Source organism: Desulfitobacterium sp. (genome assembly GCF_982384815.1).
Genome location: NZ_CEVWNY010000032.1, coordinates 1 through 26,612 on the forward strand (window position 1 = coordinate 1; position 26,612 = coordinate 26,612).

Genomic DNA, 26,612 nt, shown 5'->3' on the forward strand with positions numbered 1-26,612 from the left:
GGAATTTATAATAATAAATAACTTTATTTAGTATATTAGGCTGCTGCTTAAAAAAATTAATACCGACTGGATGAGATTTACGGGAGAAGGGCTCAGGCCCGCCGAAGAGGTTAAACTTTCAGGTGACTAAGTTGTCGAAGACCGTGAATTGACAGTACTCTGGAGAGACTCAATTAAGAGCGCCGAAGGGGCAATACAATGATGTGTTGTTAAATCTCTCAGGCAAAAGGACAGAGCTGTAATCGCAAAAGAGATTGCTAAAAGGATCGAGCACTCTCACCGCCGCTTACAGAATGTTCTGGAAACTGAGGGTCAATCCAATTGGATTGGCTCTTTTTATATAAAAACTACAACAAATAGTGCAGAGAGATTAAATTTAAGGAGGAGAAATTATGATGCAGGCCATACACAATTTTATTCTTTGGCTAAACGACTATCTCTGGGGCCCCCCAATGCTTGTTCTGCTTTTTGGTACGCACTTATTCCTTACTTTTCGTACCCGTCTTATTCAACGGTATATTATTAAAGGAATTAAGCTCTCTGTCACCAAGGATCCGGATGCAACCGGTGATGTAAGTCAATTCGGTGCTCTAACCACTGCCTTGGCCGCCACCATCGGAACCGGTAATATCGTTGGGGTCGCTACCGCCGTTGCCTTAGGAGGGCCCGGTGCCGTACTTTGGTGCTGGCTGACCGGGGTATTCGGTATCGCCACTAAGTATAGCGAGGCCTTACTGGCCGTAAAATACCGGGTTAAAACCGCCAATGGCACCATGCTGGGTGGTCCCATGTACGCCCTGGAAAGAGGTCTTGGCCAAAAATGGCTTGCCGTTCTTTTCTGTATCTTTACTTCTATCGCCGCCTTCGGCATCGGCAATATGACCCAGGCTAACTCCATTTCCGGTATGCTAAATACTCAATTCCATGTCAATCCAATTATTACAGGCTTAGTTTTAGCAGCCCTTACAGGCATTGTTATTATCGGCGGAGTAAGGTGGATCGCTCGGGTTTGTGAGAAGTTTGTTCCTTTTATGGCTATAGCCTATGTCATTGGCTGTATTGTTATCTTAGCCATGAATGCTCAATATGTAGTGCCGGCCATTGTCTTAATCTGCAAGTCGGCTTTTACTCCCACCGCCGCCGGCGGCGGATTCATCGGTGCCAGTATTATGATGGCTGCCCGTTACGGGATCGCCCGGGGATTATTCTCCAATGAGTCGGGTTTAGGATCTGCTCCCATCGTGGCTGCAGCCGCCCAAACCAGAAACCCCGTTCGCCAAGCTCTGGTTTCTGCCACCGGAACCTTCTGGGATACTGTGGTTGTCTGCTTAATGACCGGTCTTGTCGTTGTGAGCAGCATAATTAGCAACCCGACTGCTGCCGAAGGTTTAAAGGGTGGGGATTTAACCACCATGGCCTTTAATCAAATTCCTGTAGTGGGTCCCATTGTCCTAACCTTCGGTCTTCTGACCTTCGTATTTTCTACTATCCTTGGCTGGTCATACTACGGCGAAAGAGCTGTAGAATATCTCTTCGGTAAAATCGGTATCCTTCCCTATCGTCTCCTTTGGGTTATAGCTGTTTTCGCAGGTGCTAACTTTACTCTTCAATTCGTCTGGGATTTATCCGATGCTATGAACGCCATGATGGCTATCCCCAATCTTGTGGCGCTCTTACTTCTGAGCGGAGTTATTGTTTCTGAAACCAAGAAATACCTATGGGAAGATCGTTTGGATGAAGTCTCCGAAGACCCGATTCCGGTGATCGATAACAAATTTATCGGCGGTAACAATATCAAAGCGTAAAAAAACCTTATATTATTAAGTAACCTGATATTTTGATTTGTGTAAAAAAACGACCCCTAACGCCGGGTGTTAAGCACCGGACGAAGGGTCGTTTTTTTGCCTATTCCCTTTTGCTTTCAGATAATTCTTTAGGCCATGGAGTTAGGTAAAATCTCAATCCAATAATTATCCGGATCATTGATAAAGTAAATTCCCATGGCTTCATTTTCGTAGCAGATACATCCCATGTTTTTGTGGTGCCCATGAGCTGCTGCAAAATCATCCACCGTTAAAGCCAGATGGAATTCATTTTCCCCGAGATTATAGGGTTCAGTCCTATCTCTTAACCAAGTGAGTTCCAGTGTATGAGGGCTTACTCCATCACCTAAGTAGACCAGAATAAATTCTCCGCTCTCCGGTGCAATTCTTCTTACCTCTTGAAGGCCTAAAGCTTCTTTGTAGAAATTGAGGCTTTTTTCCAGATCGCGGACATTGAAGTTATTGTGGTTAAATTTGAACTTCATTCAATCACTCCCTTTGCATAATTATTCTTCTTCACCTAGAGTTGCATACCTACCCAAATTATAGTAATTTCTTTACATGAATACAAATATTATTGGAGGGCTTATCCGCCAATAACCCGAATTAAAGATATGTACCATTAAATAAAAATGCCGAGTCATCCCATCAGATGCTGAATAGGCAAAATACCTAAGGGAATATTTAGATGAGGTGATCTACTGAAAGATTCAACACAAGAGCTCGGTCTTACCATCGAATATATCCGTCACAGTGGCTTCAAGGTTAAAACGAACGATTCTCTGCTGATCTTTGACTATTACCAAGGGGCGGTCCAGCTGGACCCTGAGAAAAAGATCTATATCTTTTCCTCCCATGCCCACGCAGATCACTTTAACCCGGAAATTTTCCAATGGCAAAAGGATTACCCCCATATCCACTATATTTTAAGTTCGGATATTAAGGGTAATTTCCAACTTCCGCGAGATGCAAAGAATATATCCTTCTTGGCCCCTTATGAAGAAATCCGGCTTGACGATCTCAAAATTAAGGCTTTTGGTTCCACTGATGTAGGGATCTCTTTTCTCCTAGAGCTAGCGACTCCGGATGGGCTCCGCCTTTTCCACGCCGGGGACCTTAATTGGTGGCATTGGTGGGGCGAACCCCAGGAAGATATCAAACTAGCCGAAAAGATCTTCAAAGAAGAAATTGCGAAAATAAAAGGAGAAAGCATCGACATTGCCTTCTTCCCGGTGGATCCACGTTTAGAACATTACTATGCCATTGGCGCCGAATACTTTATTCAAGAAATCAAACCGCAGATTCTGGTTCCCATGCATTTTTGGGATAAGTACAATACAACAAAAAATTTCGCAGAAAAAATGGCCGGTTCTTCCACCCGTATTTTAGACATAACACAAGCGAACCAGTGTTTTTCGTTATAATGATACTGTTACCGGCCTGTTTCATTGGCCTGGGCAGAGGCCTTAATTGCCCTGATCTGCCGTGTGATTACTTACCGGACTAGCTAAAGAAAACTCGCATAAATACTCCATGGGCTCCAATGATACAATTCCTATAGATTCAATAGTCAGTTCAATGGGGTGGAAAACCTTTAGAATTTCTTCCACTACCTTAGGTATTTCCTCAATCGGTGTTTCCAAGGAAAGGGTACAATGGGGATGCCAAGCCTCGGGCTTGTAGTATTCCCAACTTTGCTCTTCCCAGTCCCTAAACAGCCCATGCAGCTTGCGGTGTAACAGAAAGAGTTCATCGGTTAAATTGGGGGTCAAAAAGATAGCCCCCTTATTATAGGGAAAGATCCCTATTTGGAGAAATTTTAAGTGAAAAGCATGGACCTCCTGAGCAAGTTTACTTAACTTTTCCCCGGCCCTGACCTGATCAAGATCATCGTATATTGCTAGAGTAATATGGGGTCTCCCATTATAACAGGACATGCATTTCCCACAATCTAAATCAGCCAGCTCATTCCAAATGTCCCGTACTTTGGCTTCTGCCTGATTATTAAAATACAGATTTACAGCGTACTTCATCCCATACCTCCAACAAAGCATTTTGTTTTATCCCTCATACCCGGCTTACCCTAACCCGAAGGAGTATTCATCCTATTCCTTTAGCACTGAAAGAGTCCCGCTCAATGATATTTCCGACAAATTCCTTCGCGGCGTACGATAAAGGAACATTACTTAAAAGACAAATGCCGATGCTCCTTTTAGGAATTTGTTCCTCCAGGATTATCTCGTATAAATCTCCTCTCTCTAAATAATCCTTGGAAAATTCTTTGGTCACACAGGAAATACCCAGGTTTATTTTTGTAAATTCCAAGACTAGATCATGGGAGCCAAGTTCAAACACAGGTGAAATAGGATAACCCTTCTTTTTCAGGAAATTCTCTACATACATTCGTGAATTCGAATTTCTCTCCAGGAAAATTAACGGCAGTTCCATTAGATACTCTAAGCTAATGGGACTTTCCGTTATTTTTTTATACTTTTCTCCACAGACAAAAATATCCTGAATCTCCTTACAGGGTATAACCTTAAGCTGTTCGTCATGGATAGGCAAATTGCATAGCCCCACATCGGCCTTTCCGGATTTGATGAAATTACATATCTCGATTGTCGTTCCATTTAGTATTTTTAATTTTATTTCCGGGTAACGTGTATGAAATTCCTCCAAATAAGGTAATAAAAAATAGCGGGAAATTGTATCTCCAACCCCAATGCGCAATTGCCCAGTCTTCAAGGTTTTAAACTCCAATATCTTGTCCTCTGCGGCATTTATTATCCCCAAGGCTGAGTTTATATGCTCATTTAATAGATTCCCTTCTTGGGTCAGGATTACCCCCTTGGAGGTCCTATAGAAAAGCTGTACTTCTAATTCTTTCTCAAGCTTCGAAATAGCCTGACTGACTGCTGATTGTGTCAGATATAGTTCTTCTGCGGCTTTAGAGATGTTTTTATTATGGCTGACCACGTTAAAGATACGATATAAGTCCAATTTGCCAATCATATAACTCCTCCTTATACCAGATATTATTAACATTAACTTTACTAATAGTAGCACAAAATGTATAGTAGAATATGGACTGGAAATTTGTACAAAATCTTAATATAATTGCTTTTTAAAGGGAGAGATTATATTGGAAAGAGTAGTTGGAACGGTTGTACGCGGACTCCGCGGACCCATTATCAACCTGGGGGACAATATCGAGCAAATCGTCGTAGATACTGTATTAAATGCAGCAAAAGTTGAGGGTTTTGCCATCGAGGACCGTGATATTGTCACTGTAACAGAATCGGTTGTAGCACGCGCCCAAGGAAACTATGCAACAATTGATGCTATCGCAACTGATGTCAAAGCTAAATTCGGTGAAGAAACAGTGGGAATCATTTTTCCTATTCTCAGCCGTAACCGATTTGCTATCTGCTTAAGAGGTATTGCCCAAGGTATAAAGAATGTTGTCTTGATGCTAAGCTACCCATCGGATGAAGTAGGTAACCACCTTGTGGACATTGATGCCATCGATGCTCAAGGTATCAATCCCTGGACCGATGTCTTAACGGAAAGTGAGTTCCGCCGGCATTTTGGTTATATTAAACACCCCTTCACAGGTGTTGATTATATCGAGTACTACAAAGAATTAATCGAAGCCGAAGGGGCTGCTTGTAAAGTTATTTTCTCCAATAATCCCAAAACGATTTTAGATTATACAAAGCATGTTTTAACTTGTGATATTCACTCCCGTTTTCGTACCAAACGCATTCTAAAAAACAACGGTGCTGTGAAGGTCCTCGGCCTGGATGATATTCTCACTGAATCTATTAATGGAAGCGGTTTTAACGAATCTTATGGTTTGCTTGGCTCCAATAAAGCTACCGAAGATAGCGTAAAATTATTTCCAGCTAATTGCCAGCCGATCGTTGAGGGAATTCAAGCAAAGATCAAAGAATTAACCGGCAAAACTATCGAAGTTATGGTTTATGGCGATGGTGCCTTTAAAGATCCCGTAGGTAAGATTTGGGAACTGGCAGACCCGGTTGTATCGCCCGCCTACACCGAGGGGCTCAACGGTACGCCAAACGAAGTAAAATTAAAATACTTGGCCGACAATAATTTCTGCCACCTTAGCGGTGAAGAACAAAAGCAAGCCATTTCAGATTATATCCAAAATAAATGCGAAGACCTGGTGGGTGCCATGGAAGCCCAAGGAACTACCCCCCGCAGGCTTACAGACCTCATCGGCTCCTTATCGGATTTAACTTCCGGTAGTGGTGATAAGGGCACACCAATCATCTATATTAAAGGTTATTTTGATAATTATACTAAATAGATTATAAATACAAAAGGATGTCTCTAACCGAGGCATCCTTTTATATTTAGACGAAGCCGTGCCTTTACTTATGATAAGGCTCACCCTTACCGATCTTCATGGCACGGTAGATTTGCTCCAGAAGAATCAGCCGCATCAGGGGATGGGGAAAGGTGAGTTGGGAAAAGGACCAGCGGAGATCTGCCCTTTGTCTTACCCCCTCCGCTACCCCTAAGGAACCGCCAATAATAAAGGTAATGTTGCTCTGACCATTCAAAGCCAGTCCCTCAAGATAAACGGCAAGACCAGGAGAAGAAAATTCCTTGCCCTTAAGATCCAGCAGAACTACCTGCTCCTGAGGAGCGATCCCTTTGAGAATTCGTTCCCCTTCTTTGGCTTTGACCCGCTCTTCATCAGCGGGGGAAAGACGCTCCGGACAGGGTTCATCAGCTATTTCAACAATCTCTAAGCGAATATAGGTGCTTAACCGTTTAGAATATTCCTTAATCCCCTCGGAGAGGAACTTTTCGCGGATCTTGCCCACGGCTATAATTTTGATTTGCAGCATAAGCTCACTCTCCCTTGATATTATTTTCTTCAGAGCAACTAATAAGAAGGGAGGATAATGCACATTTTATCCCCCCTAATTAGTCAAGGCCATATTATTTTAACCTGCCCATACGTAATTATTTACTGCCTTAGTTCAACCAGCTTGACCTGAACATCCGTATTCTTACCATTGCGATAATAGGTTACAGTGACTGTATCTCCCGGTTTAAACTTAAACAATTCATGGGTCAACTCTAGAGAACTCTTTACGGTAACCCCATTGATCTTCACGATTACATCCCCCGGCTGGATTCCGGCTTGAGCCGCGGGACCCTTGGCATCCACATCGGAGACATAAGCACCTGCCGGCCAACCCTTTTGAGCCGCCCATTCGGGAGAATAACGAGTATCGATAGAAACTAAAAGTCCTGGATGACTGACATAGCCTTTTTCGATAAGCTGTTCAATGACAGGAACAGCATCGGTGATGGGAATCGCAAAACCCATCCCTTCAAAGCCCGGCTCCGCATTTTTAGCGGAATTAATACCAATGACCTGACCTTGATAATTAACAAGCGGCCCGCCGCTGTTCCCCGGATTAATCGCCGCATCGGTCTGAATCAAGTTAAAACTGGATTCTCCTTCAATCAAAAGGATCCGATTCTTTGCCGATACCACTCCCTGTGTTACCGAGCGGGCAAATTCCTCTCCCCCGGGATTGCCGATGGCTACCACGGGTTCGCCTACTTGAACTTGTTCTGAATTACCTAGCTGAGCGGCGGTTAAGTCCTCTGCATTAATTTTAATTACCGCTAGGTCGGTACGACGATCTTGACCGACCAAGGTAGCTTCCATATTTCTCCCATCAGCTAAACTAACTATTAAACGGGAGGCATTAGCTATTACGTGGTAATTGGTAACGATATAGCCGTATTTAGCATCAATAATAAACCCGGAACCGGTTCCCGCCTCGGACATGCCGGAAGAACCAAAGAAATTTCCCCTAGGCTGAAAATTGGCAATTCCTACAACTGCCGGGCCTACCGTCTTGGCGACCTCCACCGTAGGAAAACCTGTTGGATTAGTAATATTTACGGGCGGTGTAGAGGAGTTTTGCCCCAATGTAACTTGATTAACCGTTGCCGGATTCTGATTGCCGTAAAAAGAGGGGACCAAAGCTACTGAGATCAGCCCGCCAATAATTGCACTGATTAAGGCTAAGGCGATCATAGGGAATAATCGTGGTCCCCGCCTCCTTGATGAATTATCTGAATAATCGTTTTGGTTATAATAGCTCACTGCCATTACCTCCTCATTGCCTTAGTATTCTTCTAAAACAATTAGTTCATGCGGCGTATATCTCGGTGCTACCCGCAATCGTAAATCCGGATTTTCCTTTGCTATCCGCGATCCCTTAAGAATTCGCATTATTGTGGTTAAGGCCAGCTCCGGTGTGTTATTTTCATCGCTTAAATGAGCCAGGACTATCCGCTTGGTATTGCCTTCAATCCATTGCAGCAGACCTTCCCCTAACTGACTATTCTCCAAATGGCCGAAATTACCGCTGATCCGTTTCTTAAGATACCAAGGATAGCCCCCTTGCCATAACATCTCTTGGTCATGATTGGCCTCAACTACTAAGGCATCGCATCCTTTTAAGGCCCGATGCATTTCTTCGGTGATATTTCCGGTGTCTGTAGCAATGCCAATAGCTTTGTTACATTGGGAAGGTTCCTCCGCCACGATACGAACGCCAAAGCTCTCTTTGCTGTCATGAGAGGTTGGAAAAACCTGCACCTTTAATCCGGCACAAGTAAAGGATTCCTTGACAACAATTCTTTGCTCGTCTTTTAACTTACCAATAGTGGGGTTTAGCTCCTCCCAGATTCTTGCTGAAGCATATATGGGAATCTTTAGCTTCCGGGCAACAGCTCCGACTCCTTTTATATGATCAGTGTGTTCATGGGTTATAAAGATACCTTCAATTTCAGCGGGAGCGACATTAAGCATTGCTAAATTATGTAGGGTTGCTTTTAGGCTTATACCGCAATCCACAAGAATATTCCTCTTCTCATGCCCTACCACAATAGCGTTGCCGGAACTCCCACTTGCCAGTGTCGCTAAATGCACACTTCTTCCCCTCTTCTCTTTAACACAAGAGTATTATATCAAATCCTTCACTCGATACAAAATACCGGAAAGAAAAAACTGAGGCTTATTTAGCCTCAGAGGTCGAATTGGATGAATCCACGCTGCCGGTTTTCTCGAAGTTCTGTATGATTAAATCCTGAGCCATTTTAATATTACTTTCTAATTGCAGCTTTGCTTCCGAAGGAAGATTTTCAATCTTAAGAGCTTTTTCCCATTGAGCAATAGCTCCGGCGTAATCCGCTTTAGCATACATCAGGAAAAAACCGTAGTTAAGAAGACCGTTAAGGAAGTCCGGCTCTTCCGCTAAAGCCTCTTGAAAAGTTTGTTCAGCCAGGTCATCCTGGCCTCCATAAAAGGCTGCAGTTGCCATATCAACCAAGATATTGATATTTCGTTGGGACTTTAAAACTTCCTGATATTGTGCTACCGCCTGCTGAAAAATTGCCGCCGCCTCTCCGGGCTTATCTCCTCTCAAGGTTTGAGCTGCCCAATCATAATAGGTATTAGCAAGGTTTAAACGGGTCTGAGAATCCTGGGGATTAGTCTCCAGAACTTTGTTTAAGCTGTCAATACGGCCCTGATAGGTCCCCGCCGCAGAGACACTGCCTTGATTGCCAAAGAAGGCGTAAAAGGACGATCCCACCAAGCTAATAATCAGTAAGGCGACAATAATATATACGGTTAACTTTTGAGTTTTTTTTCGCACCGCCCGCCCTCCTAAATCTTTGATAACTCTTCCATTTTAACACTTAACCAATAGTTAGTCCACAAGGCTTAGGTTTGCTTTTTACTAACCCACCAACCACTTACGCAGCTGACAGCGGGTTTCATAATAGGGTGTACTTTCCCCATAATCCGAGGGTTTGCCGCCTATAAGCTGATTGACTCCGAAGCCGTCTACAGTACCCCCCTCAGGGATCACCACCGTCTGCGGGTGAATATCCTCCGAAACGGATACCCAGGCCAAAAGTTGCCCTTGCTCCGTCTCTACGATTGCCTGATCACCGGTAAATAGGTAATACCTCTCCGCCAATCGGGGATGGATATAAAGATGGAAGCCTTCATCTTCCTGGAATTGAGAGTGAAGAGCCTGCCGGGGATGAGGGGTGATTAGATACCATGGGTAATCTGAATGACTAAGATCCTTCATAAATTCCTGATTAATTCTAAGGTCCTTATTCTTAGCCCCCTTGAGCAGGGGATCTGCTACAGTATCCCCGTACTCATTCAAGGCAATCTCAGAAGCAAGTTCGATCTTGCCGCTGGGAGTTTTGAATTTTAAATCACTCCAAGCAACCTCAGGAATGTAAGGTGCCCGAATCGGTCCTTGGCGTAGCAGTTCAAGGGTAATGCCATGTTGCTTTAGCGGCTTAAGTAGATACTCCAGCCATTCTTCCGGCGAATAAGGAAAATCCGCTGCCAAGCCCATCTTCTTCGCCAGTTCGGTAAAAATCACCGCTTCCGGCTTCGCTTCCCCTTGGGGTTCTATAACCTTTTGGGTAAGTTGTAGAATCGGACTCCAAGAGGTAGCGATTAAATCCTCATCCTCCAAAGCCGTGGTTACGGGCAAAACTAAGTCGGAATGGCGAGCCGTCTCGGTCAGGGTGGTATCGAGGGTTACTTTAAACGGAATCTCCTGCCAAACCTCCCGCCAAAGCAAGGAATCCGGCTGTTGGACTAAGGGGTTGGAGCGAGTCACTACCGCTAGCCGTATCGGTGGGTCGGCTTTGGGGATTTCCTGTGCCAATAACGGATGAGGAAAGGTTCGCGACCGATATCTACTTGAGTCTAAAGTAACTTTATTAAAGTGGCCGCGGTGGTATTGATGGGCATATTGGATTCCCGTCCCGGGCTTACCAATGTTGCCTGTGAGAGCTAAAAGAGCATCGATGGCGCGTAGGGTATTCCCGCCACCACTGTACCGTTGTAAACCATAGCCGGGAAGGATCATTACCGGGCCGGTGCGGCTGATCATTTGGGCTAATTCCTTTTGTTTCTCTACCGTTACTCCCGTCAGCCGGGCTGCTTTTTCCGGATCATATTCTTTTGCCCTTAGGGCGAATTCTTCGAAGCCCTGGACATGCCGGCGGACAAACTCCCAGTTGAGCCATCCTTCCCGCAGGATGATATGAGCGATTCCCATGGCCAGAACCCCATCACTGCCGGGATTGACTTGAATATATTCCTGGGCAAAGTCCGCACTTTTTACGCGGACCGGGTTAATGACCACGATGGTGGCACCGGCTTTTTTGGCCTCAAGCAAAAATGGTACCATATGCAGATTAGTAACTGCCGGGTCCCGCCCCCAAAGGATGATGAGCCTAGCCTTCTCTACTTGGTCCCAAGCACCGGCATAGACGCCACCAAAATCTATTTCCTGGGCCCGATAACCTGCCCCCCAGCACATACTGCCCCTTGGTTCGGTGACACCGCCCAAGGCCTGGAAAAAACGGCGGTCCAACTCTCTTAAGGCACCACCATGGCCATAATCATAATGATGGAGAATACCCCAGGAGCCCACGTCTTTCAGGGTCTTATTGATCCTTTCAGTTAGTAGGTCGGAAGCCTCTTCCCAAGAGATCCGGCGAAATCCTCCTTCCTCCCTGAGCAGTGGAAAACGAAGCCTTTCAGGTGAGAAAACCCGCCTGCCGATAGCCTGGCCTTTGGAACAAATAAAGCCTTTGGTCAAAGGATGCTCTTTATCTCCGTGGATCTTCAAACCCTTTTCCGGGCTATATTCAACCACAAAGCCGCAGCTGTCCGGACAATTCAGTGGGCAAGCCGAACGCAGAACAGTCATAATCTTCCTCCTTTAATATTCAGCTAAAGATCCTTCGCACATGCTCAGGATGACAAGGCACCTGAGCGCAGCGAAGTATCTTAACCCAAGGCAAGAGGACGTTCCCTAACACTCCTTGATCTTCATATATAGGGCTACCTCAAGGCGTTTTTTCTGGAACTCACAACCTAATTCATAAACCTCATTGAGTTGACCGGTAAAAGCATGATTGGCCGAGTGGCAGCCCCCACTGCAGGAAAAGCGCGCCCAGCAGTCACGACAGGTAGGTTTATTATAAATATGAGCTTGTCGAAAATTGCCTATGATTTCAGAGTCTAGGCTGGGTTTTTCATCCCAAAGAGAGCCCATTTTAAACTCCTCTTGGCCAACGAATTGGTGACAGGGATAAAGATCCCCCTCCGGTGAAATAGCAACATATTCATGTCCCGCTCCGCAGCCGGAAAGTCGTTTGGGTAAGCAGGGACCTTGATCCAAAGCTACGTTAAAATGAAAAAAGCTAAAATCTTCACCTTTGCCCCGACGAGCTAATAATTCTTCACCAAGACGGTCATAGGTCTTGAGGATCGCCGGCAGATCTCCCTCCTGGAAGGCATAAGGATCGCCGGGCTGTGCCACCACCGGCTCCAAAGAGATCTGTTTCATACCCAGATCGAGGAGATGAGTCACATCCTTATCAAAGTCCAAATTGTAATGGGTATAGGTTCCCCGAGCATAATAATAAGTTCCTACGGCGTAAGGGGAGCTTTGGGGCCGTTTCCTGGCAAACTGCTGCAGACGTGGTGCCACTTGAGCATAGCTTCCCTGGCCATTGGCATAGGGGCGCATCCGGTCATGGACTTCCGGACGACCATCGATGCTTAGGACTACACTAATATCCTCTTGCTCCAAGAACCTTTGGCTTTCTTCTGTTAAAAGTACGGCATTAGTAGTTAAGGTAAACTTAATGGTTTTTCCTTTGGCTTTGGCGGCCTCTTTACCATACTGAACCAGTTCTTTTACCACATGGTAATTCAAAAGTGGTTCTCCGCCGAAAAAGTCCACTTCACAATGTTTGCGATGAGCTGAAGCCTCTAATACAAAATCAATAGCTTTTTTACCGGTTGCTAAATCCATGAGGCCCCGATGGCCGCCGAAAGCACCGGTGCCGGCAAAGCAATAATTACAACGCAGATTACAGTCATGAGCTACATGGAGACAGATGGCTTTGACGATGGGCTTAGCCGGGTAGGCCGGACCTTTTTCCTCAGCTTCCTTAGAGAATAAAACCCCTTCCTTTTGCAGCTCTTCCATTTCGGCTAGTATTTCCGCAGCTTCCTCCGGAGAAATAATAATTCCTTCAGCATGGATTCTGGAGACTACATCGGCAGGCAGATTTTGACCTTCTTCCTGCAATCTTTCCAAAAACTTCACGATTGAAAAAGTCATCTCATCCAAAACATGGAGAGAGCCTGAATTAACATCATAAGCAATATTAAGATCCCCTTGGCGGTAAGTATGGACATTCTTTTTAAGATCGTATCCCTCAAGAAACATTTAGTGTTTTCCCTCTTTCTTTCTAGATCAAAACCAAATAATTTCGGCTAAATGCTAAAGCAAACCCTTAAAAATAAGTGATTATAGTAAGTTCAAGTCGTTGAAAATAGAAACAGAACCCGCCTGAATCAGGTGGGTTCTCGAAGCCTATGTCCTATCTTCACTTCACATTACTTAACGCAAACTTGGTTTCCTACAGTGCAGGATGTTTTGCAGGCCGATTGACAGGAAGTTTGACACTCTCCACAACCACCTGTTTTTAAGGTTTCACTTAAATTTGCTTTAACAACGGTTTGAATATGTTTTGCCATCTTTATAGCCTCCTTCCAACACATCAGAATTCGTCACTCATTATATCATGAGGACAAGTACGAGCGCAAAACGATTTTTGCCTACTTGCTGCTCCCTTGTTTTGGCTGACTAAACAAATATAGGACCTCATCTTTATTCGAGTACCCGGTAATATCGGCATCAACCGAGGGAACTTGGGCTTTACTAATCATCGCATACCAAATACGGGAATTTTCAGATTCTACGATTTGGGCTTTGGAAACCTCGCCCCAGGTGGTCTTTACTTCAATCCTACTTATTTTCGGATTTTCCACAACTCCATAGTATAGATAGACTTTCGTAGCCTTATCTCCTAAATCTGAATAACGCCAAGACAAGCCTTCGGGTTTCGTGACTAATGTCCCAACCTCAGTACCAAGCCACTTCCAACCAAAGGCATCTTTTTTGAATAAACCGGCTCCAAGCTCATCGTTATTGATATAAAAAACTACATTTGCTTCTTTTTGAATCTCTTGGTAATGGATTACCTCCCAATCGCCTGGAACTACCTTTTTTGCCTGTTGAACAGCCTCTTCAAGGGAGCCGCAACCACTGAGTAAAACTGTCAGTATCATTACGACAAATACCAGCACTTTGTTCAGTTTCACAGGATTTCCTCCAGTATCATGTAATTAAGGACTAAATCAAAAAATAAGCAAATTGTAGCCAGGGGCAATTAATAATATAGCTTATTTCATGACTATTGACAATATGCTATATGAAAGTCCGGATGTATAATAAAGAAAACCCGGCATCGCCGAGCTTTAGTGAAGGCGAGGCCGCTGGTTGCCCTGATATGCGCCCGCAGACTTATACTTTCTGATAAGCCAAGATAACCTCTGCCATAGACAGAGGTCTTCATAACATAATATGGTGCCTCAGGACGGAATCGAACCGCCGACACGAGGATTTTCAGTCCTCTGCTCTACCGACTGAGCTACCGAGGCGTAATCGATGATCGAATTTGGTGACCCATACGGGATTCGAACCCGTGTTACCGCCGTGAAAGGGCGGTGTCTTAGGCCGCTTGACCAATGGGCCACAATGGTGAGCCATCCGCGACTCGAACGCGGGACACCCTGATTAAAAGTCAGGTGCTCTACCGACTGAGCTAATGGCTCAAAAACTCACTCACGAATACGAATTCTACAGGAATTTTGTTGGCTTGTCAATATTGTTTTTCAAAATTTTCTTCAAAACTTAAGGACCATGTCCCTAGGCTGTCAGATGCTGGCGATCAAGATTAACAAACTTGGTAAATTCTTTGAGATAACCTAGTTCTACCGAACCTACCGGGCCATTCCGATGCTTGGCAATGATAATCTCGGCAATTCCCTTTTTGTCCGAGTCCGGATTATAATACTCATCCCGATAAATAAAGGAAATAACGTCAGCATCCGCTTCAATGGCACCGGATTCCAATAAGTCGGACATAATGGGGCGTTTATCTTGGCGTTGTTCCACACCACGATTAAGCTGGGATAGTGCTATGACCGGTACATTCAATTCACGAGCGATTCCCTTTAGGCCCCGGGAAATCTGAGCCACTTCCTGCTGGCGACTTTCGGCCCGCCTGCCTAAGGTCATTAACTGCAGATAATCGATGACAATCAGTCCTAAACCATGTTCTAACTTTAAACGTCTGGCCTTGGACCGTAACTCGGCCAGAGAGATTCCTACCGTATCATCGATAAATATTGAAGCCTCGGAAAGGGGACCCACTGCCCGGGTAAGCTTGGGCCAGTCCGTATCTAATAAATCCCCCGTGCGGACCCGCTGTTGGTCTACCATAGCCTCAGAGCAGAGCATACGCTGTACTAGCTGTTCTTTGGACATTTCCAAGCTAAATAGGGCAACCGGTACCTTAGCCCTTACGGCTGCATTTTGGGCCATATTCAAAACAAAAGCGGTTTTACCCATAGAAGGACGCGCGGCAATAATTACCAAATCGGAAGGCTGCCAACCGGAGGTCATGCGGTCTAGTTCAGTAAAAAAAGTAGGGACACCGGTTAAACTTCCTTTATTGGCATAGAGTATCTCAAGCTTTTCAAAGGTATGCAACAAAATATTGCGGATAGATTCGAAACCATCTTTCACCTTCCGCTGAGAGAGGTCCATGATCATCTTCTCTGCCTCTTCCAAGAGTGCGGTAGCTTCTTCTCCGGGTTCATAACCTTTTTCCGCAATTTGACCGGCAGAACGAATGAGCTGTCTCAGTAACGATTTTTCGGCAACGATCCTTGCATAGTACTCACAATTGACGGCTGAAGGAACAGAACGTGCTATTTGAGACACGGTAGCGATGCCGCCAATCTGCTCAAGCCGCCCATTTTGACGCAAGCTTTCGGCGACTGTAACAAGGTCGATGGGATCTCCTCGTTCAAAAAGATCCCGAATAGCTAAAAATATCTGCCGGTGATTATCCCGATAAAAATCATCAGGCTGTAAAACTTCAAAAACGGAACTTCCTACTTCCGGTTCAAGCATTAGGGCGCCTAAAACCGATTGTTCCGCCTCTAAATTATGGGGAGGAACCTTGGTCAGTTCCATTTCTTTCTCCTCCTAAAACCGTGCTGCGGACTGCTAATGGGGCTATCAAAGGGTTGGGGACTTGTATAAAGCATATTCTAGGGCTTCCTGGATGGTTTCGACAGTGATCACTTCGATGCCCTGAAGGCGATCGGGTACATCCGGCTTATTTTCTTTGGGGATAAGGACGGTTTTTACACCGGCTTGCTTGGCGCCAAAAATCTTCTCGGGAATTCCACCAACAGGACGTACTCTGCCTTGGATGGATATTTCACCGGTAACGGCAAGGTTTTGACGGAGGGGGACCTTCTTCAGAGCACTATAGATGGCCAAGGTAGTAGCACATCCTGCGGATGGACCATCGATATTGCCCCCACCTACCACGTTAACATGAACATCGTAATCTTTAAGATCTTGACCGGTCAAAGTCCGAATCACTGCTGTAGCATTGAATACCGCATCACGAGCCATACTGCCGGCTGTTTCATTGAAGCGAACAGCCCCTTTCCCTTCTTTAAGGGGAAAAATTATGGCCTCTAACTCAATAACCGAACCGACAAAGCCCGAGACTCCCAGGCCAAGGATTTTCCCTACTTCACCTTCTTCCTCTGCTTTATGGGAAATAAAAGGGGTAAGCCGCGCTGAACGAAATACTTCGTAGACCTCCTCCGCTCTGACAAGCACTTCCTTTTGGTTAGGGCGGCGGTATCGGGCCAGGCCATAAGCATCTGTCAAAATATTATTGGCTTTGCGCCCTTCAAACACATAATCGCTAATGATCTCCGGGACATTTTTCTCTAAGGTTGCCCCTAGTTTCTGGGCGGCTTGAACGACAATGTGCTGAATATCCCTAGGCTCTAAGGGATTAAAATAAACTTCGGCACAACGTGACCGTAATGCCGGGTTAATTTCTCGGGGATCCCGGGTAGTTGCCCCAATTAACACAAAGTCGGCAGGGGCTCCTTCCTCAAAGAGCTTTTTGATATAGAGGGGGACCTGGGGATCATGGGGGTCATAATAAGCAGAGTCAAAAAATACCCGTTTATCCTCCAGTACTTTAAGAAGCTTGTTCAAGAGAAGGGGGTCCATCTCACCAATTTCATCAATGAAGAGTATTCCCCCATGGGCATCACTAACTAACCCTAACTTCGGTTCGGGGATGCCCGTATCTGCCAAATCCCGCTTTGCCCCCTGGTAAATAGGGTCATGGACGGAGCCCAATAAAGGATTAGTTACATCCCGTGGGTCCCAACGCAAAGTTGTACCGTCGACTTCCACAAAGGGCGCATTGGGGTCAAAGGGCGAATTGGCATTATTTTTTACTGTTGCTAATGCCACTCGGGCTGCGGAAGTTTTCCCGACTCCGGGAGGGCCGTAAATAATCATATGCTGGGGATAAGGTGTAGCCAACTTCGCCAAAAGAAATTGCATGGGGTTTTCCTGGCCAATAATTTCTTGTACGCTCAGAGGTCGTAAAACCATCGAGACCGAATTAGCTAATTTAACCTGATTCAGCTTCTCGATATGAGCTAATTTCTTTAAGGTCTGAGCGTTATCCGGACCGGCATTCTCTTTAAGCAGTTGGTTTTTTATTTCCTTGACATAATCCTCATGCCGCTCCTGCATTTTATCTGCTACTGCTTTATCCAAGCGCTCTTCAACAGCCCTACGGGCAATCATGTTTGCTAAATGGTCTTCGATCTCCATAAGCAATTGAGGAATCTCTTCAAGACCGGGAAGTGGACGCTCGGTAGGATCATCCAAAATCAGTTTGAGAAGACCTGCTGTTCGCTCCTGAATATTTTCCGATTGAATAAGATGAATAGCTTCAAGGCGGGTTGCTTTTAGAACTAACTTATCACTTCCATAGAAATTGGCAAGAAGAGTGTAAAGAGCATCTACTTCATGGTGCAGCTTCTCGTTTAAGTTCTTATCCTCCCTTTCCTCTGTGGGTAAGCTCTTTTGTCCCTCATCTTCTATCATCCGGAAATTATCTCTTTGTTCCTTCTTTTGACTAGAATTATTAGTTAAAAATCGCGCTAGCCATTTCTTAAATAACCCTTTCATAAGGGACCCCTTTCACGGTTGCCTGATTATAATGCTTTAACGTGTACTTGGAACTGTGCTGCGACTTCCGGATGCAGTTTTGCATTTACACTAAAGGATCCCAAAGCCTTAATGGGCTCTTTAATTTCCAGCTTGCGCCGATCTACTTCAATACCATATTTAGTATTTAATGCCTCGGCAATTTCCTTATTGGTTACGGAGCCGAAAAGTCGTCCCCCTTCTCCGCTCTTGGTTAATATTTCTATAGTTAAAGAATTAAGTTTTTTTGCTAACTCTAGAGCATCTTGCTTCTCTTTTTCCTTCTTCTTTGCTTCTACTGCTTTTTTGGAAGCTAAATCGTTTAGATTACCGGCAGTAGCCTCGACTGCTAAACTTTTAGGGAAGAGAAAGTTCCGTGCATAACCGTCTGAGACTTCTATCACTTGGCCTTTCTTACCCAGTGACTTAACGTCTGCTTTTAAAATTACTTTCATTGCAAAGACCTCCATTCTGCAATCCGATACAAACAATTGGGTTTATTCTTTTTTCTTAGGAATTGGTCTATGGCGAAAATCCAATACCAGATCCAGTAACCCCATGATAATTAGAACCAGAGCCGTAATTTGGATATAGAGAAAACTTGAAAAGATTAGTATAAACTTAAAAAAGCCGGAAACCCAAGGTTTTTTTAAGAAGGAAATAAAGTTGGCACTTCCCAGTAATAAAGCGACGACTCCATAAACTAACATAAGATTAAGACCGAAAGTTTTTATAGCCGTCCCCTGGAATTGATCCCCGAGCAAATAGCTGGCAATAGCCAGATTCATTCCCCAGACTGCATACCAGGGCAATCTCCATTCGGTAAAGGGCCGATATTCACGACCGGGGATAGGAAACCAACGCACAAAGAAATAATATACTGCCCCCCATTTTGCTAAGGCAGTAATTGCTACTATACCCGGAGTCAACATAAAAATAGTATCAATAATCTGTTGGAATAAATTCTGAAGTTCCAGCTCCGTTATTCCCTGGCTTTTTAAGGTATCCAACATACCGGCCTGACGATATTGTTCCATCATGGTTTGCACAAAGCCTTGGATACTTGCTTGGGGAATACCTTGGAAGAGCATAACAATAGTGGGGATTGTACCAAGTATTCCGGCAACCACAAGGCTCCAGAAAACAAGAGCCCGATGAGAGATATTGGACCTCATTCCCCATACCGTGACCAACCCGGCCCAAGGAACAAAGCTGAAATAACCGATAGAGGAAATGCCGTTAACAAATAGGGCAAAGATATAGCCAAAGATCATGAAAATCGCCGCAAAACGCAATCCCTGTTCCTTGTCTCTATACCCAACCCAAAATATGGCCAAGAGCATAACAATATCCAACATCCAACCCCAAGCTTGTTTGGATACTCCCAGCCAAGGACCGGCCACTAAAACAAGAACTGCCAGCATATTACTGGTTTTATGGTCACTGATGTACATTATGATACTCCATTCTATTGGTTCAATCTTCAGGGGCCAAATAACTCAACAATAAGCTAAAATCCCCCCATTGAGTTTCTAATTTCTGATGGTCGTTCTCTTTCCATTCCTCTAAGCGTTTTAAGAGAGTACGATCAAGTCTGGAAAAATCATAACCCAGGCGGCGGGTTAATAAATAGCTTAAAGCTACCAGATCAGCTAAGCCCTCCAGCATTTGCCCTTCTGTTCCCTGTATTGATCCTTGCTGAAAGGTCCACTGGGCTTTTAGCATTTCGACTTTGAGTTCTTCAATGGCCTTTAGTCCTTTGACAACATCTACATTACCCACCGGTTCCCCTCCCGTCAATCTTTTTAGTTAAAGCTTATCTAGAAAAGTTCGTTAATCCAATCCATTATTCCTGCACAGACTGTCTAAAGATGAGAATAACAACTCCCCGCGAAGATTACAAGGTGTATGAAGAAAATCTTGCAAGTAATACAAAGAAGAATCTCGGAACTAATGAGATTCTTGTTTGCATTACTCAAGTTTCGTATTATGTTATTGTTGTTTAAATTGGGGCTCTTGCTGTTGAATATACTGTTCTCTATCTTGTAACTGATTGAGAGCAGAATCAAATGTCTGGGCTAGTTGTTGAAACATTTGTTTGGCTTGTTGGTCCTGAGTCTGTTGAGCAAAACTCTTCATATTAGCTGCGGCACTTTGAACCGTTGCTATAGCTTGTTGCATTTGAGTACCCACTGTCATTACTTCTTCACCTCCTCTCAAAGAAACCCCGAAGGCACTGCCTTCGCACTTGTTACTGCGCCGGCTTTTTCCTGCCCACATCGCTGCCGGACGAAGTCGCCTGTTGACCAAGAAATCTAATTGCCTATCCTTTAGGTTGAAATATTAAGGCTCCTAAAAAACCGAAGATGATCGCCGCAGATATACCGGCACTGGTTATACTGAATATACCGGTTAAAACCCCGATTAGACCTGTAGTTTCATACTCCAAAAGTGCCCCTTTAACCAGGGCGTTACCAAAATTACTAATAGGTACGCTGGCTCCTGCACCGGCAAACTTAACCAAAGGATCATATAGTCCCAGACCACCAAGAATTGCTCCTACAACGACTAATGTGCACGTCGTATGCGCCGGAGTTAATTTCAGTCCATCGAGCAATAACTGCCCAATGACACAAATCAGACCACCGATTATAAAAGCCCATATAAATTTTTCCATCCGATATATCTCCTTTAGATTTCAATGCTTACAGCATGGGCGATTGAAGGAATACTTTCTTTCTGCTGAAAGGACATGGGAGAAAGTAAAGCACCTGTTGCAATGACTAGGATCTTCTTTAACTCGCCTTTTCGCATACGATTTAAAAAATGGCCGAAGGTTGTCACTGCACAACAGGCGCAACCACTTCCTCCGGCTAAAACCACAGGTTGGTCTTCCTTGTAAATCAAAACTCCGCAATCCGTGAATATTTCTTGAGGTATGTTAAGACCATGCTTTTGCAACAAGTCCCCTGCGATGCGATGTCCAACCCGGCCAAGGTCGCCGGTGGCGATAAGGTCATAATAACTTGGGTCCCTGCCTGTATCCCTAAAATGTGCTTCAATGGTATCTACAGCCGCAGGTGCCATAGCTGCCCCCATATTGAAGGGATCGGATAGGCCCATATCCACTACCCGTCCAATCGTTGCCGTACTCACTTTTGGACCTTCTCCTTGAGCGGCAACGATAGCCGCGCCTGAACCTGTTACCGTCCATTGCGCGGTAGGCGGCTTCTGAGATCCATATTCGGTAGGGTACCGAAATTGCTTTTCAGAACCGGAATTATGACTGGAAACACAGACGAGGGCGTTATTAGCAAATCGGCTATCCACAAGAAGCGAAGCCAGAGATAGACCTTCCATTGAGGTTGAGCAGGCACCATAAAGACCTAAATAGGGGATTGACAATGTCCGGGCCGAAAAGCTGCTGGGCACAATCTGATTGATCAGATCACCGCTCAGCAAAAAGTTAATATCTTCCTTTTTAATATTTGCTTTCTTAATGGCTGTCTCTGCCGCTTGCTCCTGAAACTTCCGTTCTGCTTTTTCAAAGCTGTCCTGGCCAAGCCAGGTATCCTCATGAAGAAGGTCAAAATCCGCGGCAAGATTACCTTTTGCTTCATAGGGTCCCCCTACTGCTGCCGAGGATATAATCGTTGGTTTTGACTCATAAATCCAAGTTTGGCCTTTTAACATTACATCACACCCAAAGTTCTTAAAGTTATAACGATAAGGGACACTACAAACGCTGAAAAAACACCGTAAGTAATCACTGGACCCGCCAGTTTAAACATGTTGCCACCCACACCTAAAACAAAACCTTCTGTGCGGTGCTCGATAGCTGCCGAAGCGATTGTATTGGCAAAACCGGTAATCGGTATGGCAGTACCGGCCCCCGCAAACTGAGCTATATGGTCAAAAACTCCAAAACCCGTTAAGAGAACAGTAACAAATATCAGAATAGCTGTAGCCGGGTTTCCCGCGGTTTCTTGGGAGAAATGAAAGTACTTAATAAAAAACACCTGTAAAGCTTGACCTATCGTACAAATAATCCCCCCGATCATAAAGGCTTTTAGACAATTCTTGAAAATTGGCCTTTGCGGTTCCCTTGCTTGGGCAAATTGTTGATATTCCTGCTGAACAGGGCTAAGTTTTTTTTTCTTTTTGCTAGACATATCATCACCTCTCAATGCAAAAGATAAGGCCGTAATTTTTTTAAAAGCTCCTCAAGTCTTTGGGCGTTTTCGGTAAACATAGCCTTAGCGTCCTTATTCATAGTTTCTAAAGAATATGTCGCTAAGTCGGCTTGACACTTTTCGAGGTTAGCATAGATCATTTCTTTAATCGTTGGTTGTGGCAGTTCTATAGCATCATTAAAGAGATCGAGGTATAAATCACCTGATGAATCGACCTGAGCTATAAAGACATTCTCTAAGGTGACACCCATTTTTTCTAACTCAGTGATTAACCATTGAGGGTTAAGGCCTAAAGAAGCCAGCGGTTCTTCCAGGATATTTCCATCGAGTGCAACTGTTTGAGGTTCAGCTTGAGGAGCAACCTTCAGGCCCAGATCATGAGCTGTAACGGGTTTTTTATCTGATTTAAAGTAAGGATTAATTTCGCCGTTGGTCTCCATAACGGCAAATTCGACATCGGCCATATTGAAGACGTTTTTCGAACGAAGTTGGGATAATAAATCCTCTCCAGACATGCGTACACGCATGAGATTTTCTTCCATAACTTTGCCATGCTTAATAAGTACTGCCTCTTTGCCATTAATTAACTCGTGCATCGTTTTACTCTTGATGGCAAGATAATCAAGGGCAATCGGAAACACAACCCATACCGATAAAACGATGAAACCATAAAACAGATGAATTTGATTTAAAGACACTAATGCGGATACTACGGCAATCACAATATAGCTAATAAAGTTAAAGGGGTGGCTACTGCTTATGTTTCGCTTGCCCATTAACCTTATTGCAATCCATACTAAAATAAATAAACTTATGGTTCTTAAAAGAATTTGCGCCCATTCCTGCATATCGAAACCACCCTTTTAATTTCCTTTAAATTGGGGTTCTTCAAATTCAATAGTATGTATCCTGTGTTCTAAGCTCTCAATAATAGAGTCGGTTTCTTTAAGAGCGTTATTAAAAACAGATCTTGTCTGTTCATCTTGTGCTTGGATACTATACACTCTTAAGTTACCACGAACTCCTTTTAAGCTTGCGAGAGTTTGTTTAACCTGAGAAGCAACTGTCATCTCATCACCCCCAACCTTACGATTACTATTATGTCTATTAATATATTTTAAAATTCAATAATTTAGGGAAAGCTTTTATCCACAATTTTACTATTTATTTAAAATTTGGAGCTAATAAAATGCCTTAAAATCCCTATACTATGACTGCAGTAAAATTAATTTGTTAGGAGGGGTTTTCCTTGACCGTACAACAAGACTTACAAAAGGCAGCAGCCGCTGCCAAATCCGCTTTAGGAACATATGAAACCTTCGCATTATCAACCCAAGATCAGACTGCCCAACAAATGTTTCAAGATATGTCAAGTGATATGCAGCGGCATATAGCACAGCTAAATGGCCGTTTGCATTATCTTGAATCAAAAAACACATTAAATACACCAACACAAAGCTAAAAACAGTATACTTAAGGGATTCTACCGCTTGCCTTTGTAGAATCCCTTTCCCCACCCAATTTTTTATAAAACATTTTTTAAGTTAAAGGCTTGTGATTCTACAGTTTGTTCGACTAATAAACGAAGGGTAGCAATGTTGCACTTTACAAGGGTAAGTTCTTTTGTTTGAATGCATTCCCTTAGACTTTTTAAAGTTAAGCCAATATCATCAATTTCATGATGGGTTACTAAAGCGGTCCATACGTTTTTATACACGTTCCAGTCGTTTTCAATCTGTTCGGTAAAATTTTTAGCCTGTTCCCAGTTCTGGCTGTCAACCAACTCTTCTAAATAATTTATATTCTGGACTAAGGATGCTACAGAAGCATTGAGGTAGTGGTCACTCCATATAACGCCAATAACTAATAAAACAACGATAACTATAACAGTCATCCAGGTTTTCATTTTTTACTCCCTCTTTCTTCTACTTTTGGCACTTCCTTGGACAAATAGTTTTCCCGAAGTATCTAAACTTGCCAAAAGTACATCCTCGAAACGCTCTATGTTTTGTTTATTAAGCTCGTTTAGTAACCATTGCTGATCTTTATTCACCCGTTTGAGATTTGATTGATTAAGCTTCCCGTCCATTATTAATATTTCCGGCAAACCTTCAAAAGCAGGGCCCATATTGAAATCTTCCGGGGTTGTAGGTCTTTTCAAGGAGGTCGGTAAAACACTGATCTGACCGTTTGTTTCTAGAACAGCAAATTCAACATCGGCGATATTGGGAATATTTTTAATACGCAACTCCTCTAACAAATCACTAAGATTAAAACGATTTCGTTCAAGCTCACTTTCTACGATTTCCCCCCGCTGTATTAAAATAGACGGGGTTCCGTTTATTATAGCCCTTGCCCGTTCGCTTTTCATTTCGATAGCTGAAAGTAAGACACTAATTAGTAAAAGAACTAGAATCGGAATAATTCCGGAAATCAGCGGTATCCCAATATCTTCGCTGGGAATCGCGGCTAATTCAGAAATCATAAGAATAACTACGAGATCAAGGGGCTGTAATTGCCCAATTTGCCGTTTACCCATAGTTCGTAAGGCAATTACCACAAGAGTGTAAAGGATAAGAGTTCGTGCAATAATAATTAACATGGGGTTACTCCTTTCTTTTTTGAAAGCACCTCCTATTTTATGGGAGGAATCCTCCTCGTATGTTTTCCAATTTTCCTAGTCTTATACTTTATTTTTCCCCCCGAAATCGCTATCTATGAAAAACATGGATTTGTATGAGCATAAAAAAGGGAGCACCCTGCTTATTTAAACGCATTGTGCTCCCTTTAATACTTCCTAATCTACAATATACGGCAATAACGCAATGTGACGTGCTCTTTTAATCGCAACGGTCACTTGACGTTGGTGCTTTGCACAGTTACCGGAGATCCGGCGAGGCAAAATCTTGCCACGTTCGGTAATATACTTGCGTATTTTATGTGTATCCTTGTAATCGATGGCTTCTACTTTATCGACACAAAAGCTGCATACCCGTTTTCTTGGACGGCGTCCGCGTTCACGTTTCATAAAATTCACTCCCTTTCCATTTAGAATGGGATATCGTCATCTAAGCTAACTTCATGACCATAAGTCCCTACATCACCGGCTCCCGAGGATGATCCATATCCGGAATTGCCGCCCTCTTTAGGGCTAAGGAATCGTACATTCTCAGCAACGACCTCATAAACCCAGCGGCGTTGTCCTTCTTGAGTATCATAGGTGCGAACCTGCAACCGCCCATCGACAGCCGCCAACTTACCTTTAGCAAGATAATTCGCACATAACTCGGCCAGTTGTCTATAAACCACACATGGGATAAAATCCGCTTCCCGCTCCCCGCTGGCATTCTTAAAGTTGCGATCTACAGCCAGTGTAAAACTGGCCACGGCAACTCCATTAGGGGTATAACGTAACTCGGGGTCTTTCGTTAAACGGCCAATTAAAACGACTCGGTTCAACATAATAACCCCTCCCTACTAATCTTCCTTTTTTGTGGTAAGAAAACGCACAATATCGTCGGAGATCTTCATGATCCGCTCAACCTCTTGTGCCGTACGAGCTTCACCATTAAAGTTCATCAGGATATAGAAACCTTCCCGATAATCATTAATTTCGTAAGCTAAGCGGCGTTTGCCCCATTTGTCAATGGCAACATCAGTTCCACCGTTAGTTGTAACAACTTCGGAAAACTTGTCCACAACAGCGGCAACAGCCTCATCATCCAGTTCGGGACGGATGACATAAAGTACTTCGTACGCTTTCATAATTGCACCTCCCCTCGGACTTGCGGCCCCCATGACAGGGGCAGGGATAAGGTAGTCTGTCCGGATTGCCCAAGACTTGTTAGAGACTACCATTTAAAGATTATAGCACTTCTAAAATACTAATGCAAACGGAAATTTAGACATTAAAGCGGAAGTGGACAATATCCCCGTCATTCATAACATACTCTTTCCCCTCTAAGCGAACCAGACCCTTTTCCTTGGCCCCATTGAGACCGCCGTTTTCCACAAAATCCTTATAGGCAACCACTTCGGCACGGATAAAGCCCCGCTCAAAATCAGTATGGATCACCCCGGCTGCCTGGGGCGCTTTCATACCCCGGCGAATCTCCCAAGCTCTCACTTCGATTTGACCCGCCGTAAAATAGGTCATGAGGCCCAACAAATGGAAAGCCGCCCGAATCAGCCGATCCAAGCCGGATTCCTGAAGTCCTAAATCTTCCAAAAACAGCTTTTTTTCTTCTTCCTCCAGTTCCGCAATCTCTGCTTCAATCTTCGCACAGACTACCACAACCTCGGAATTC

General features: G+C 44.1%; 32 protein-coding genes, 3 tRNA genes and 1 riboswitch. Of the genes, 4 read left to right on the forward strand and 31 right to left on the reverse strand.

Annotation, left to right across the window (positions count from 1 at the left end; genetic code table 11):
- The first annotated feature begins 149 nt into the window (after nt 1-149).
- A riboswitch (glycine riboswitch) is annotated at nt 150-244 on the forward strand.
- A gap of 151 nt (nt 245-395) precedes the next feature.
- Complete coding sequence (locus AC1U9U_RS06990; protein ID WP_479959866.1) at nt 396-1,805, forward strand: alanine/glycine:cation symporter family protein; 1,410 nt, start codon at nt 396-398, stop codon at nt 1,803-1,805.
- 128 nt (nt 1,806-1,933) lie between these two features.
- Here the strand turns inward: AC1U9U_RS06990 and AC1U9U_RS06995 are convergent, their stop codons facing one another.
- Nucleotides 1,934-2,308: a VOC family protein gene (locus tag AC1U9U_RS06995; protein WP_479959837.1), complete on the reverse strand. Its 375-nt coding sequence runs from the start codon at nt 2,306-2,308 to the stop codon at nt 1,934-1,936.
- A 303-nt stretch (nt 2,309-2,611) separates the two neighbouring features.
- Between AC1U9U_RS06995 and AC1U9U_RS07000 the strand changes: the two genes are divergently transcribed.
- Nucleotides 2,612-3,247, forward strand: coding sequence for an MBL fold metallo-hydrolase (locus AC1U9U_RS07000; protein ID WP_479959867.1), 636 nt, complete (start codon nt 2,612-2,614; stop codon nt 3,245-3,247).
- Nucleotides 3,248-3,289: 42 nt separating this feature from the next.
- Here AC1U9U_RS07000 and AC1U9U_RS07005 read toward each other — a convergent pair whose 3' ends face one another.
- On the reverse strand, nt 3,290-3,856 hold the full coding sequence (locus AC1U9U_RS07005) for a 2'-5' RNA ligase family protein (protein WP_479959838.1): 567 nt from the start codon (nt 3,854-3,856) through the stop codon (nt 3,290-3,292).
- Between the two features lie 67 nt (nt 3,857-3,923).
- Nucleotides 3,924-4,835, reverse strand: a complete 912-nt coding sequence (locus tag AC1U9U_RS07010) for a LysR family transcriptional regulator (protein WP_479959839.1) — start codon at nt 4,833-4,835, stop codon at nt 3,924-3,926.
- A gap of 130 nt (nt 4,836-4,965) precedes the next feature.
- Between AC1U9U_RS07010 and AC1U9U_RS07015 the strand changes: the two genes are divergently transcribed.
- Nucleotides 4,966-6,156, forward strand: a complete 1,191-nt coding sequence (locus tag AC1U9U_RS07015; RefSeq protein WP_479959840.1) for a coenzyme F420-0:L-glutamate ligase — start codon at nt 4,966-4,968, stop codon at nt 6,154-6,156.
- Nucleotides 6,157-6,220: 64 nt separating this feature from the next.
- Here the strand turns inward: AC1U9U_RS07015 and rlmH are convergent, their stop codons facing one another.
- The 22 genes from rlmH to AC1U9U_RS07125 form a co-directional block, all read right to left on the reverse strand.
- Nucleotides 6,221-6,703, reverse strand: coding sequence for a 23S rRNA (pseudouridine(1915)-N(3))-methyltransferase RlmH (gene rlmH, locus AC1U9U_RS07020; protein ID WP_479959841.1), 483 nt, complete (start codon nt 6,701-6,703; stop codon nt 6,221-6,223).
- 122 nt (nt 6,704-6,825) lie between these two features.
- Entirely contained in the window at nt 6,826-7,983 is a 1,158-nt protein-coding gene (locus tag AC1U9U_RS07025; protein ID WP_479959842.1) for a S1C family serine protease, read from the reverse strand.
- 21 nt (nt 7,984-8,004) lie between these two features.
- Nucleotides 8,005-8,814 (reverse strand): MBL fold metallo-hydrolase, encoded by an 810-nt coding sequence (locus AC1U9U_RS07030; protein WP_479959843.1) that lies wholly within the window; start codon nt 8,812-8,814, stop codon nt 8,005-8,007.
- A gap of 85 nt (nt 8,815-8,899) precedes the next feature.
- Nucleotides 8,900-9,541, reverse strand: a complete 642-nt coding sequence (locus AC1U9U_RS07035) for a tetratricopeptide repeat protein (RefSeq protein ID WP_479959844.1) — start codon at nt 9,539-9,541, stop codon at nt 8,900-8,902.
- Nucleotides 9,542-9,625: 84 nt separating this feature from the next.
- Nucleotides 9,626-11,635 carry a molybdopterin-containing oxidoreductase family protein gene (locus AC1U9U_RS07040; RefSeq protein ID WP_479959845.1) on the reverse strand — a complete coding sequence of 670 codons (2,010 nt, stop codon included), beginning with the start codon at nt 11,633-11,635 and terminating at the stop codon, nt 9,626-9,628.
- Nucleotides 11,636-11,740: 105 nt separating this feature from the next.
- Nucleotides 11,741-13,168 (reverse strand): thioether cross-link-forming SCIFF peptide maturase, encoded by a 1,428-nt coding sequence (scfB, locus tag AC1U9U_RS07045; protein WP_479959846.1) that lies wholly within the window; start codon nt 13,166-13,168, stop codon nt 11,741-11,743.
- 170 nt (nt 13,169-13,338) lie between these two features.
- Complete coding sequence (gene scfA, locus AC1U9U_RS07050) at nt 13,339-13,479, reverse strand: six-cysteine ranthipeptide SCIFF (protein WP_014795945.1); 141 nt, start codon at nt 13,477-13,479, stop codon at nt 13,339-13,341.
- Nucleotides 13,480-13,560: 81 nt separating this feature from the next.
- Nucleotides 13,561-14,106 (reverse strand): hypothetical protein, encoded by a 546-nt coding sequence (locus tag AC1U9U_RS07055; protein ID WP_479959847.1) that lies wholly within the window; start codon nt 14,104-14,106, stop codon nt 13,561-13,563.
- Nucleotides 14,107-14,369: 263 nt separating this feature from the next.
- Nucleotides 14,370-14,445, reverse strand: a tRNA-Phe gene (locus tag AC1U9U_RS07060).
- Between the two features lie 18 nt (nt 14,446-14,463).
- Nucleotides 14,464-14,539: transfer RNA gene (locus AC1U9U_RS07065), tRNA-Glu, on the reverse strand.
- 4 nt (nt 14,540-14,543) lie between these two features.
- Nucleotides 14,544-14,619: transfer RNA gene (locus tag AC1U9U_RS07070), tRNA-Lys, on the reverse strand.
- Nucleotides 14,620-14,713: 94 nt separating this feature from the next.
- Complete coding sequence (gene dnaB / locus AC1U9U_RS07075; RefSeq protein ID WP_479959848.1) at nt 14,714-16,048, reverse strand: replicative DNA helicase; 1,335 nt, start codon at nt 16,046-16,048, stop codon at nt 14,714-14,716.
- 45 nt (nt 16,049-16,093) lie between these two features.
- Nucleotides 16,094-18,094 (reverse strand): Lon family ATP-dependent protease, encoded by a 2,001-nt coding sequence (gene lonC, locus AC1U9U_RS07080; protein WP_479959849.1) that lies wholly within the window; start codon nt 18,092-18,094, stop codon nt 16,094-16,096.
- A gap of 26 nt (nt 18,095-18,120) precedes the next feature.
- Nucleotides 18,121-18,567 (reverse strand): 50S ribosomal protein L9, encoded by a 447-nt coding sequence (rplI, locus tag AC1U9U_RS07085; protein ID WP_479959850.1) that lies wholly within the window; start codon nt 18,565-18,567, stop codon nt 18,121-18,123.
- 42 nt (nt 18,568-18,609) lie between these two features.
- The gene (locus tag AC1U9U_RS07090; RefSeq protein WP_479959851.1) at nt 18,610-19,566 is read right to left on the reverse strand and encodes a DUF2232 domain-containing protein; all 957 of its coding nucleotides are present in this window, start codon (nt 19,564-19,566) and stop codon (nt 18,610-18,612) included.
- Nucleotides 19,567-19,588: 22 nt separating this feature from the next.
- Complete coding sequence (locus AC1U9U_RS07095; RefSeq protein ID WP_479959852.1) at nt 19,589-19,894, reverse strand: MazG-like family protein; 306 nt, start codon at nt 19,892-19,894, stop codon at nt 19,589-19,591.
- A gap of 210 nt (nt 19,895-20,104) precedes the next feature.
- On the reverse strand, nt 20,105-20,311 hold the full coding sequence (locus tag AC1U9U_RS07100; protein WP_479959853.1) for a DUF1657 domain-containing protein: 207 nt from the start codon (nt 20,309-20,311) through the stop codon (nt 20,105-20,107).
- A gap of 124 nt (nt 20,312-20,435) precedes the next feature.
- Nucleotides 20,436-20,789 (reverse strand): stage V sporulation protein AE, encoded by a 354-nt coding sequence (gene spoVAE / locus AC1U9U_RS07105; protein ID WP_479959854.1) that lies wholly within the window; start codon nt 20,787-20,789, stop codon nt 20,436-20,438.
- A gap of 14 nt (nt 20,790-20,803) precedes the next feature.
- Entirely contained in the window at nt 20,804-21,805 is a 1,002-nt protein-coding gene (gene spoVAD, locus AC1U9U_RS07110) for a stage V sporulation protein AD (protein WP_479959855.1), read from the reverse strand.
- Nucleotides 21,805-22,284 carry a stage V sporulation protein AC gene (spoVAC, locus tag AC1U9U_RS07115; RefSeq protein ID WP_479959856.1) on the reverse strand — a complete coding sequence of 160 codons (480 nt, stop codon included), beginning with the start codon at nt 22,282-22,284 and terminating at the stop codon, nt 21,805-21,807. The genes spoVAD and spoVAC overlap by 1 nt, the downstream gene beginning before the upstream one ends.
- A gap of 11 nt (nt 22,285-22,295) precedes the next feature.
- The gene (locus tag AC1U9U_RS07120; protein ID WP_479959857.1) at nt 22,296-23,153 is read right to left on the reverse strand and encodes a DUF421 domain-containing protein; all 858 of its coding nucleotides are present in this window, start codon (nt 23,151-23,153) and stop codon (nt 22,296-22,298) included.
- Between the two features lie 15 nt (nt 23,154-23,168).
- A complete protein-coding gene (locus tag AC1U9U_RS07125) occupies nt 23,169-23,375 on the reverse strand; it encodes a DUF1657 domain-containing protein (protein ID WP_479959858.1) in 207 nt (68 codons plus the stop codon).
- 179 nt (nt 23,376-23,554) lie between these two features.
- Between AC1U9U_RS07125 and AC1U9U_RS07130 the strand changes: the two genes are divergently transcribed.
- Nucleotides 23,555-23,767 carry a DUF1657 domain-containing protein gene (locus AC1U9U_RS07130; RefSeq protein WP_479959859.1) on the forward strand — a complete coding sequence of 71 codons (213 nt, stop codon included), beginning with the start codon at nt 23,555-23,557 and terminating at the stop codon, nt 23,765-23,767.
- Between the two features lie 63 nt (nt 23,768-23,830).
- Here AC1U9U_RS07130 and AC1U9U_RS07135 read toward each other — a convergent pair whose 3' ends face one another.
- The 6 genes from AC1U9U_RS07135 to AC1U9U_RS07160 all read right to left on the reverse strand — a co-directional run.
- A complete protein-coding gene (locus tag AC1U9U_RS07135; RefSeq protein ID WP_479959860.1) occupies nt 23,831-24,211 on the reverse strand; it encodes a DUF4363 family protein in 381 nt (126 codons plus the stop codon).
- 3 nt (nt 24,212-24,214) lie between these two features.
- Nucleotides 24,215-24,907 (reverse strand): DUF421 domain-containing protein, encoded by a 693-nt coding sequence (locus AC1U9U_RS07140; RefSeq protein WP_479959861.1) that lies wholly within the window; start codon nt 24,905-24,907, stop codon nt 24,215-24,217.
- 195 nt (nt 24,908-25,102) lie between these two features.
- Nucleotides 25,103-25,333 carry a 30S ribosomal protein S18 gene (gene rpsR / locus AC1U9U_RS07145; protein WP_479959862.1) on the reverse strand — a complete coding sequence of 77 codons (231 nt, stop codon included), beginning with the start codon at nt 25,331-25,333 and terminating at the stop codon, nt 25,103-25,105.
- Nucleotides 25,334-25,353: 20 nt separating this feature from the next.
- The gene (locus AC1U9U_RS07150; protein ID WP_479959863.1) at nt 25,354-25,767 is read right to left on the reverse strand and encodes a single-stranded DNA-binding protein; all 414 of its coding nucleotides are present in this window, start codon (nt 25,765-25,767) and stop codon (nt 25,354-25,356) included.
- Nucleotides 25,768-25,782: 15 nt separating this feature from the next.
- The gene (gene rpsF / locus AC1U9U_RS07155) at nt 25,783-26,070 is read right to left on the reverse strand and encodes a 30S ribosomal protein S6 (protein WP_479959864.1); all 288 of its coding nucleotides are present in this window, start codon (nt 26,068-26,070) and stop codon (nt 25,783-25,785) included.
- A gap of 136 nt (nt 26,071-26,206) precedes the next feature.
- Nucleotides 26,207-26,612: DUF933 domain-containing protein (locus AC1U9U_RS07160; RefSeq protein ID WP_479959865.1), on the reverse strand; the 406-nt coding region annotated here is incomplete at its 5' end.

What these genes read in the sequence shown, in the direction of transcription:
- AC1U9U_RS06990 (WP_479959866.1), top strand. Translation starts at nt 396, where the DNA reads ATGCAGGCCATACACAATTTTATTCTTTGGCTAAACGACTATCTCTGG.
- AC1U9U_RS06995 (WP_479959837.1), bottom strand. Translation starts at nt 2,308, where the DNA reads ATGAAGTTCAAATTTAACCACAATAACTTCAATGTCCGCGATCTGGAA.
- AC1U9U_RS07005 (WP_479959838.1), bottom strand. Translation starts at nt 3,856, where the DNA reads ATGAAGTACGCTGTAAATCTGTATTTTAATAATCAGGCAGAAGCCAAA.
- AC1U9U_RS07010 (WP_479959839.1), bottom strand. Translation starts at nt 4,835, where the DNA reads ATGATTGGCAAATTGGACTTATATCGTATCTTTAACGTGGTCAGCCAT.
- rlmH (WP_479959841.1), bottom strand. Translation starts at nt 6,703, where the DNA reads ATGCTGCAAATCAAAATTATAGCCGTGGGCAAGATCCGCGAAAAGTTC.
- AC1U9U_RS07040 (WP_479959845.1), bottom strand. Translation starts at nt 11,635, where the DNA reads ATGACTGTTCTGCGTTCGGCTTGCCCACTGAATTGTCCGGACAGCTGC.
- scfB (WP_479959846.1), bottom strand. Translation starts at nt 13,168, where the DNA reads ATGTTTCTTGAGGGATACGATCTTAAAAAGAATGTCCATACTTACCGC.
- scfA (WP_014795945.1), bottom strand. Translation starts at nt 13,479, where the DNA reads ATGGCAAAACATATTCAAACCGTTGTTAAAGCAAATTTAAGTGAAACC.
- dnaB (WP_479959848.1), bottom strand. Translation starts at nt 16,048, where the DNA reads ATGGAACTGACCAAGGTTCCTCCCCATAATTTAGAGGCGGAACAATCG.
- lonC (WP_479959849.1), bottom strand. Translation starts at nt 18,094, where the DNA reads ATGAAAGGGTTATTTAAGAAATGGCTAGCGCGATTTTTAACTAATAAT.
- rplI (WP_479959850.1), bottom strand. Translation starts at nt 18,567, where the DNA reads ATGAAAGTAATTTTAAAAGCAGACGTTAAGTCACTGGGTAAGAAAGGC.
- AC1U9U_RS07090 (WP_479959851.1), bottom strand. Translation starts at nt 19,566, where the DNA reads ATGTACATCAGTGACCATAAAACCAGTAATATGCTGGCAGTTCTTGTT.
- AC1U9U_RS07100 (WP_479959853.1), bottom strand. Translation starts at nt 20,311, where the DNA reads ATGACAGTGGGTACTCAAATGCAACAAGCTATAGCAACGGTTCAAAGT.
- spoVAE (WP_479959854.1), bottom strand. Translation starts at nt 20,789, where the DNA reads ATGGAAAAATTTATATGGGCTTTTATAATCGGTGGTCTGATTTGTGTC.
- spoVAD (WP_479959855.1), bottom strand. Translation starts at nt 21,805, where the DNA reads ATGTTAAAAGGCCAAACTTGGATTTATGAGTCAAAACCAACGATTATA.
- spoVAC (WP_479959856.1), bottom strand. Translation starts at nt 22,284, where the DNA reads ATGTCTAGCAAAAAGAAAAAAAAACTTAGCCCTGTTCAGCAGGAATAT.
- AC1U9U_RS07120 (WP_479959857.1), bottom strand. Translation starts at nt 23,153, where the DNA reads ATGCAGGAATGGGCGCAAATTCTTTTAAGAACCATAAGTTTATTTATT.
- AC1U9U_RS07125 (WP_479959858.1), bottom strand. Translation starts at nt 23,375, where the DNA reads ATGACAGTTGCTTCTCAGGTTAAACAAACTCTCGCAAGCTTAAAAGGA.
- AC1U9U_RS07135 (WP_479959860.1), bottom strand. Translation starts at nt 24,211, where the DNA reads ATGAAAACCTGGATGACTGTTATAGTTATCGTTGTTTTATTAGTTATT.
- AC1U9U_RS07140 (WP_479959861.1), bottom strand. Translation starts at nt 24,907, where the DNA reads ATGTTAATTATTATTGCACGAACTCTTATCCTTTACACTCTTGTGGTA.
- rpsR (WP_479959862.1), bottom strand. Translation starts at nt 25,333, where the DNA reads ATGAAACGTGAACGCGGACGCCGTCCAAGAAAACGGGTATGCAGCTTT.
- AC1U9U_RS07150 (WP_479959863.1), bottom strand. Translation starts at nt 25,767, where the DNA reads ATGTTGAACCGAGTCGTTTTAATTGGCCGTTTAACGAAAGACCCCGAG.
- rpsF (WP_479959864.1), bottom strand. Translation starts at nt 26,070, where the DNA reads ATGAAAGCGTACGAAGTACTTTATGTCATCCGTCCCGAACTGGATGAT.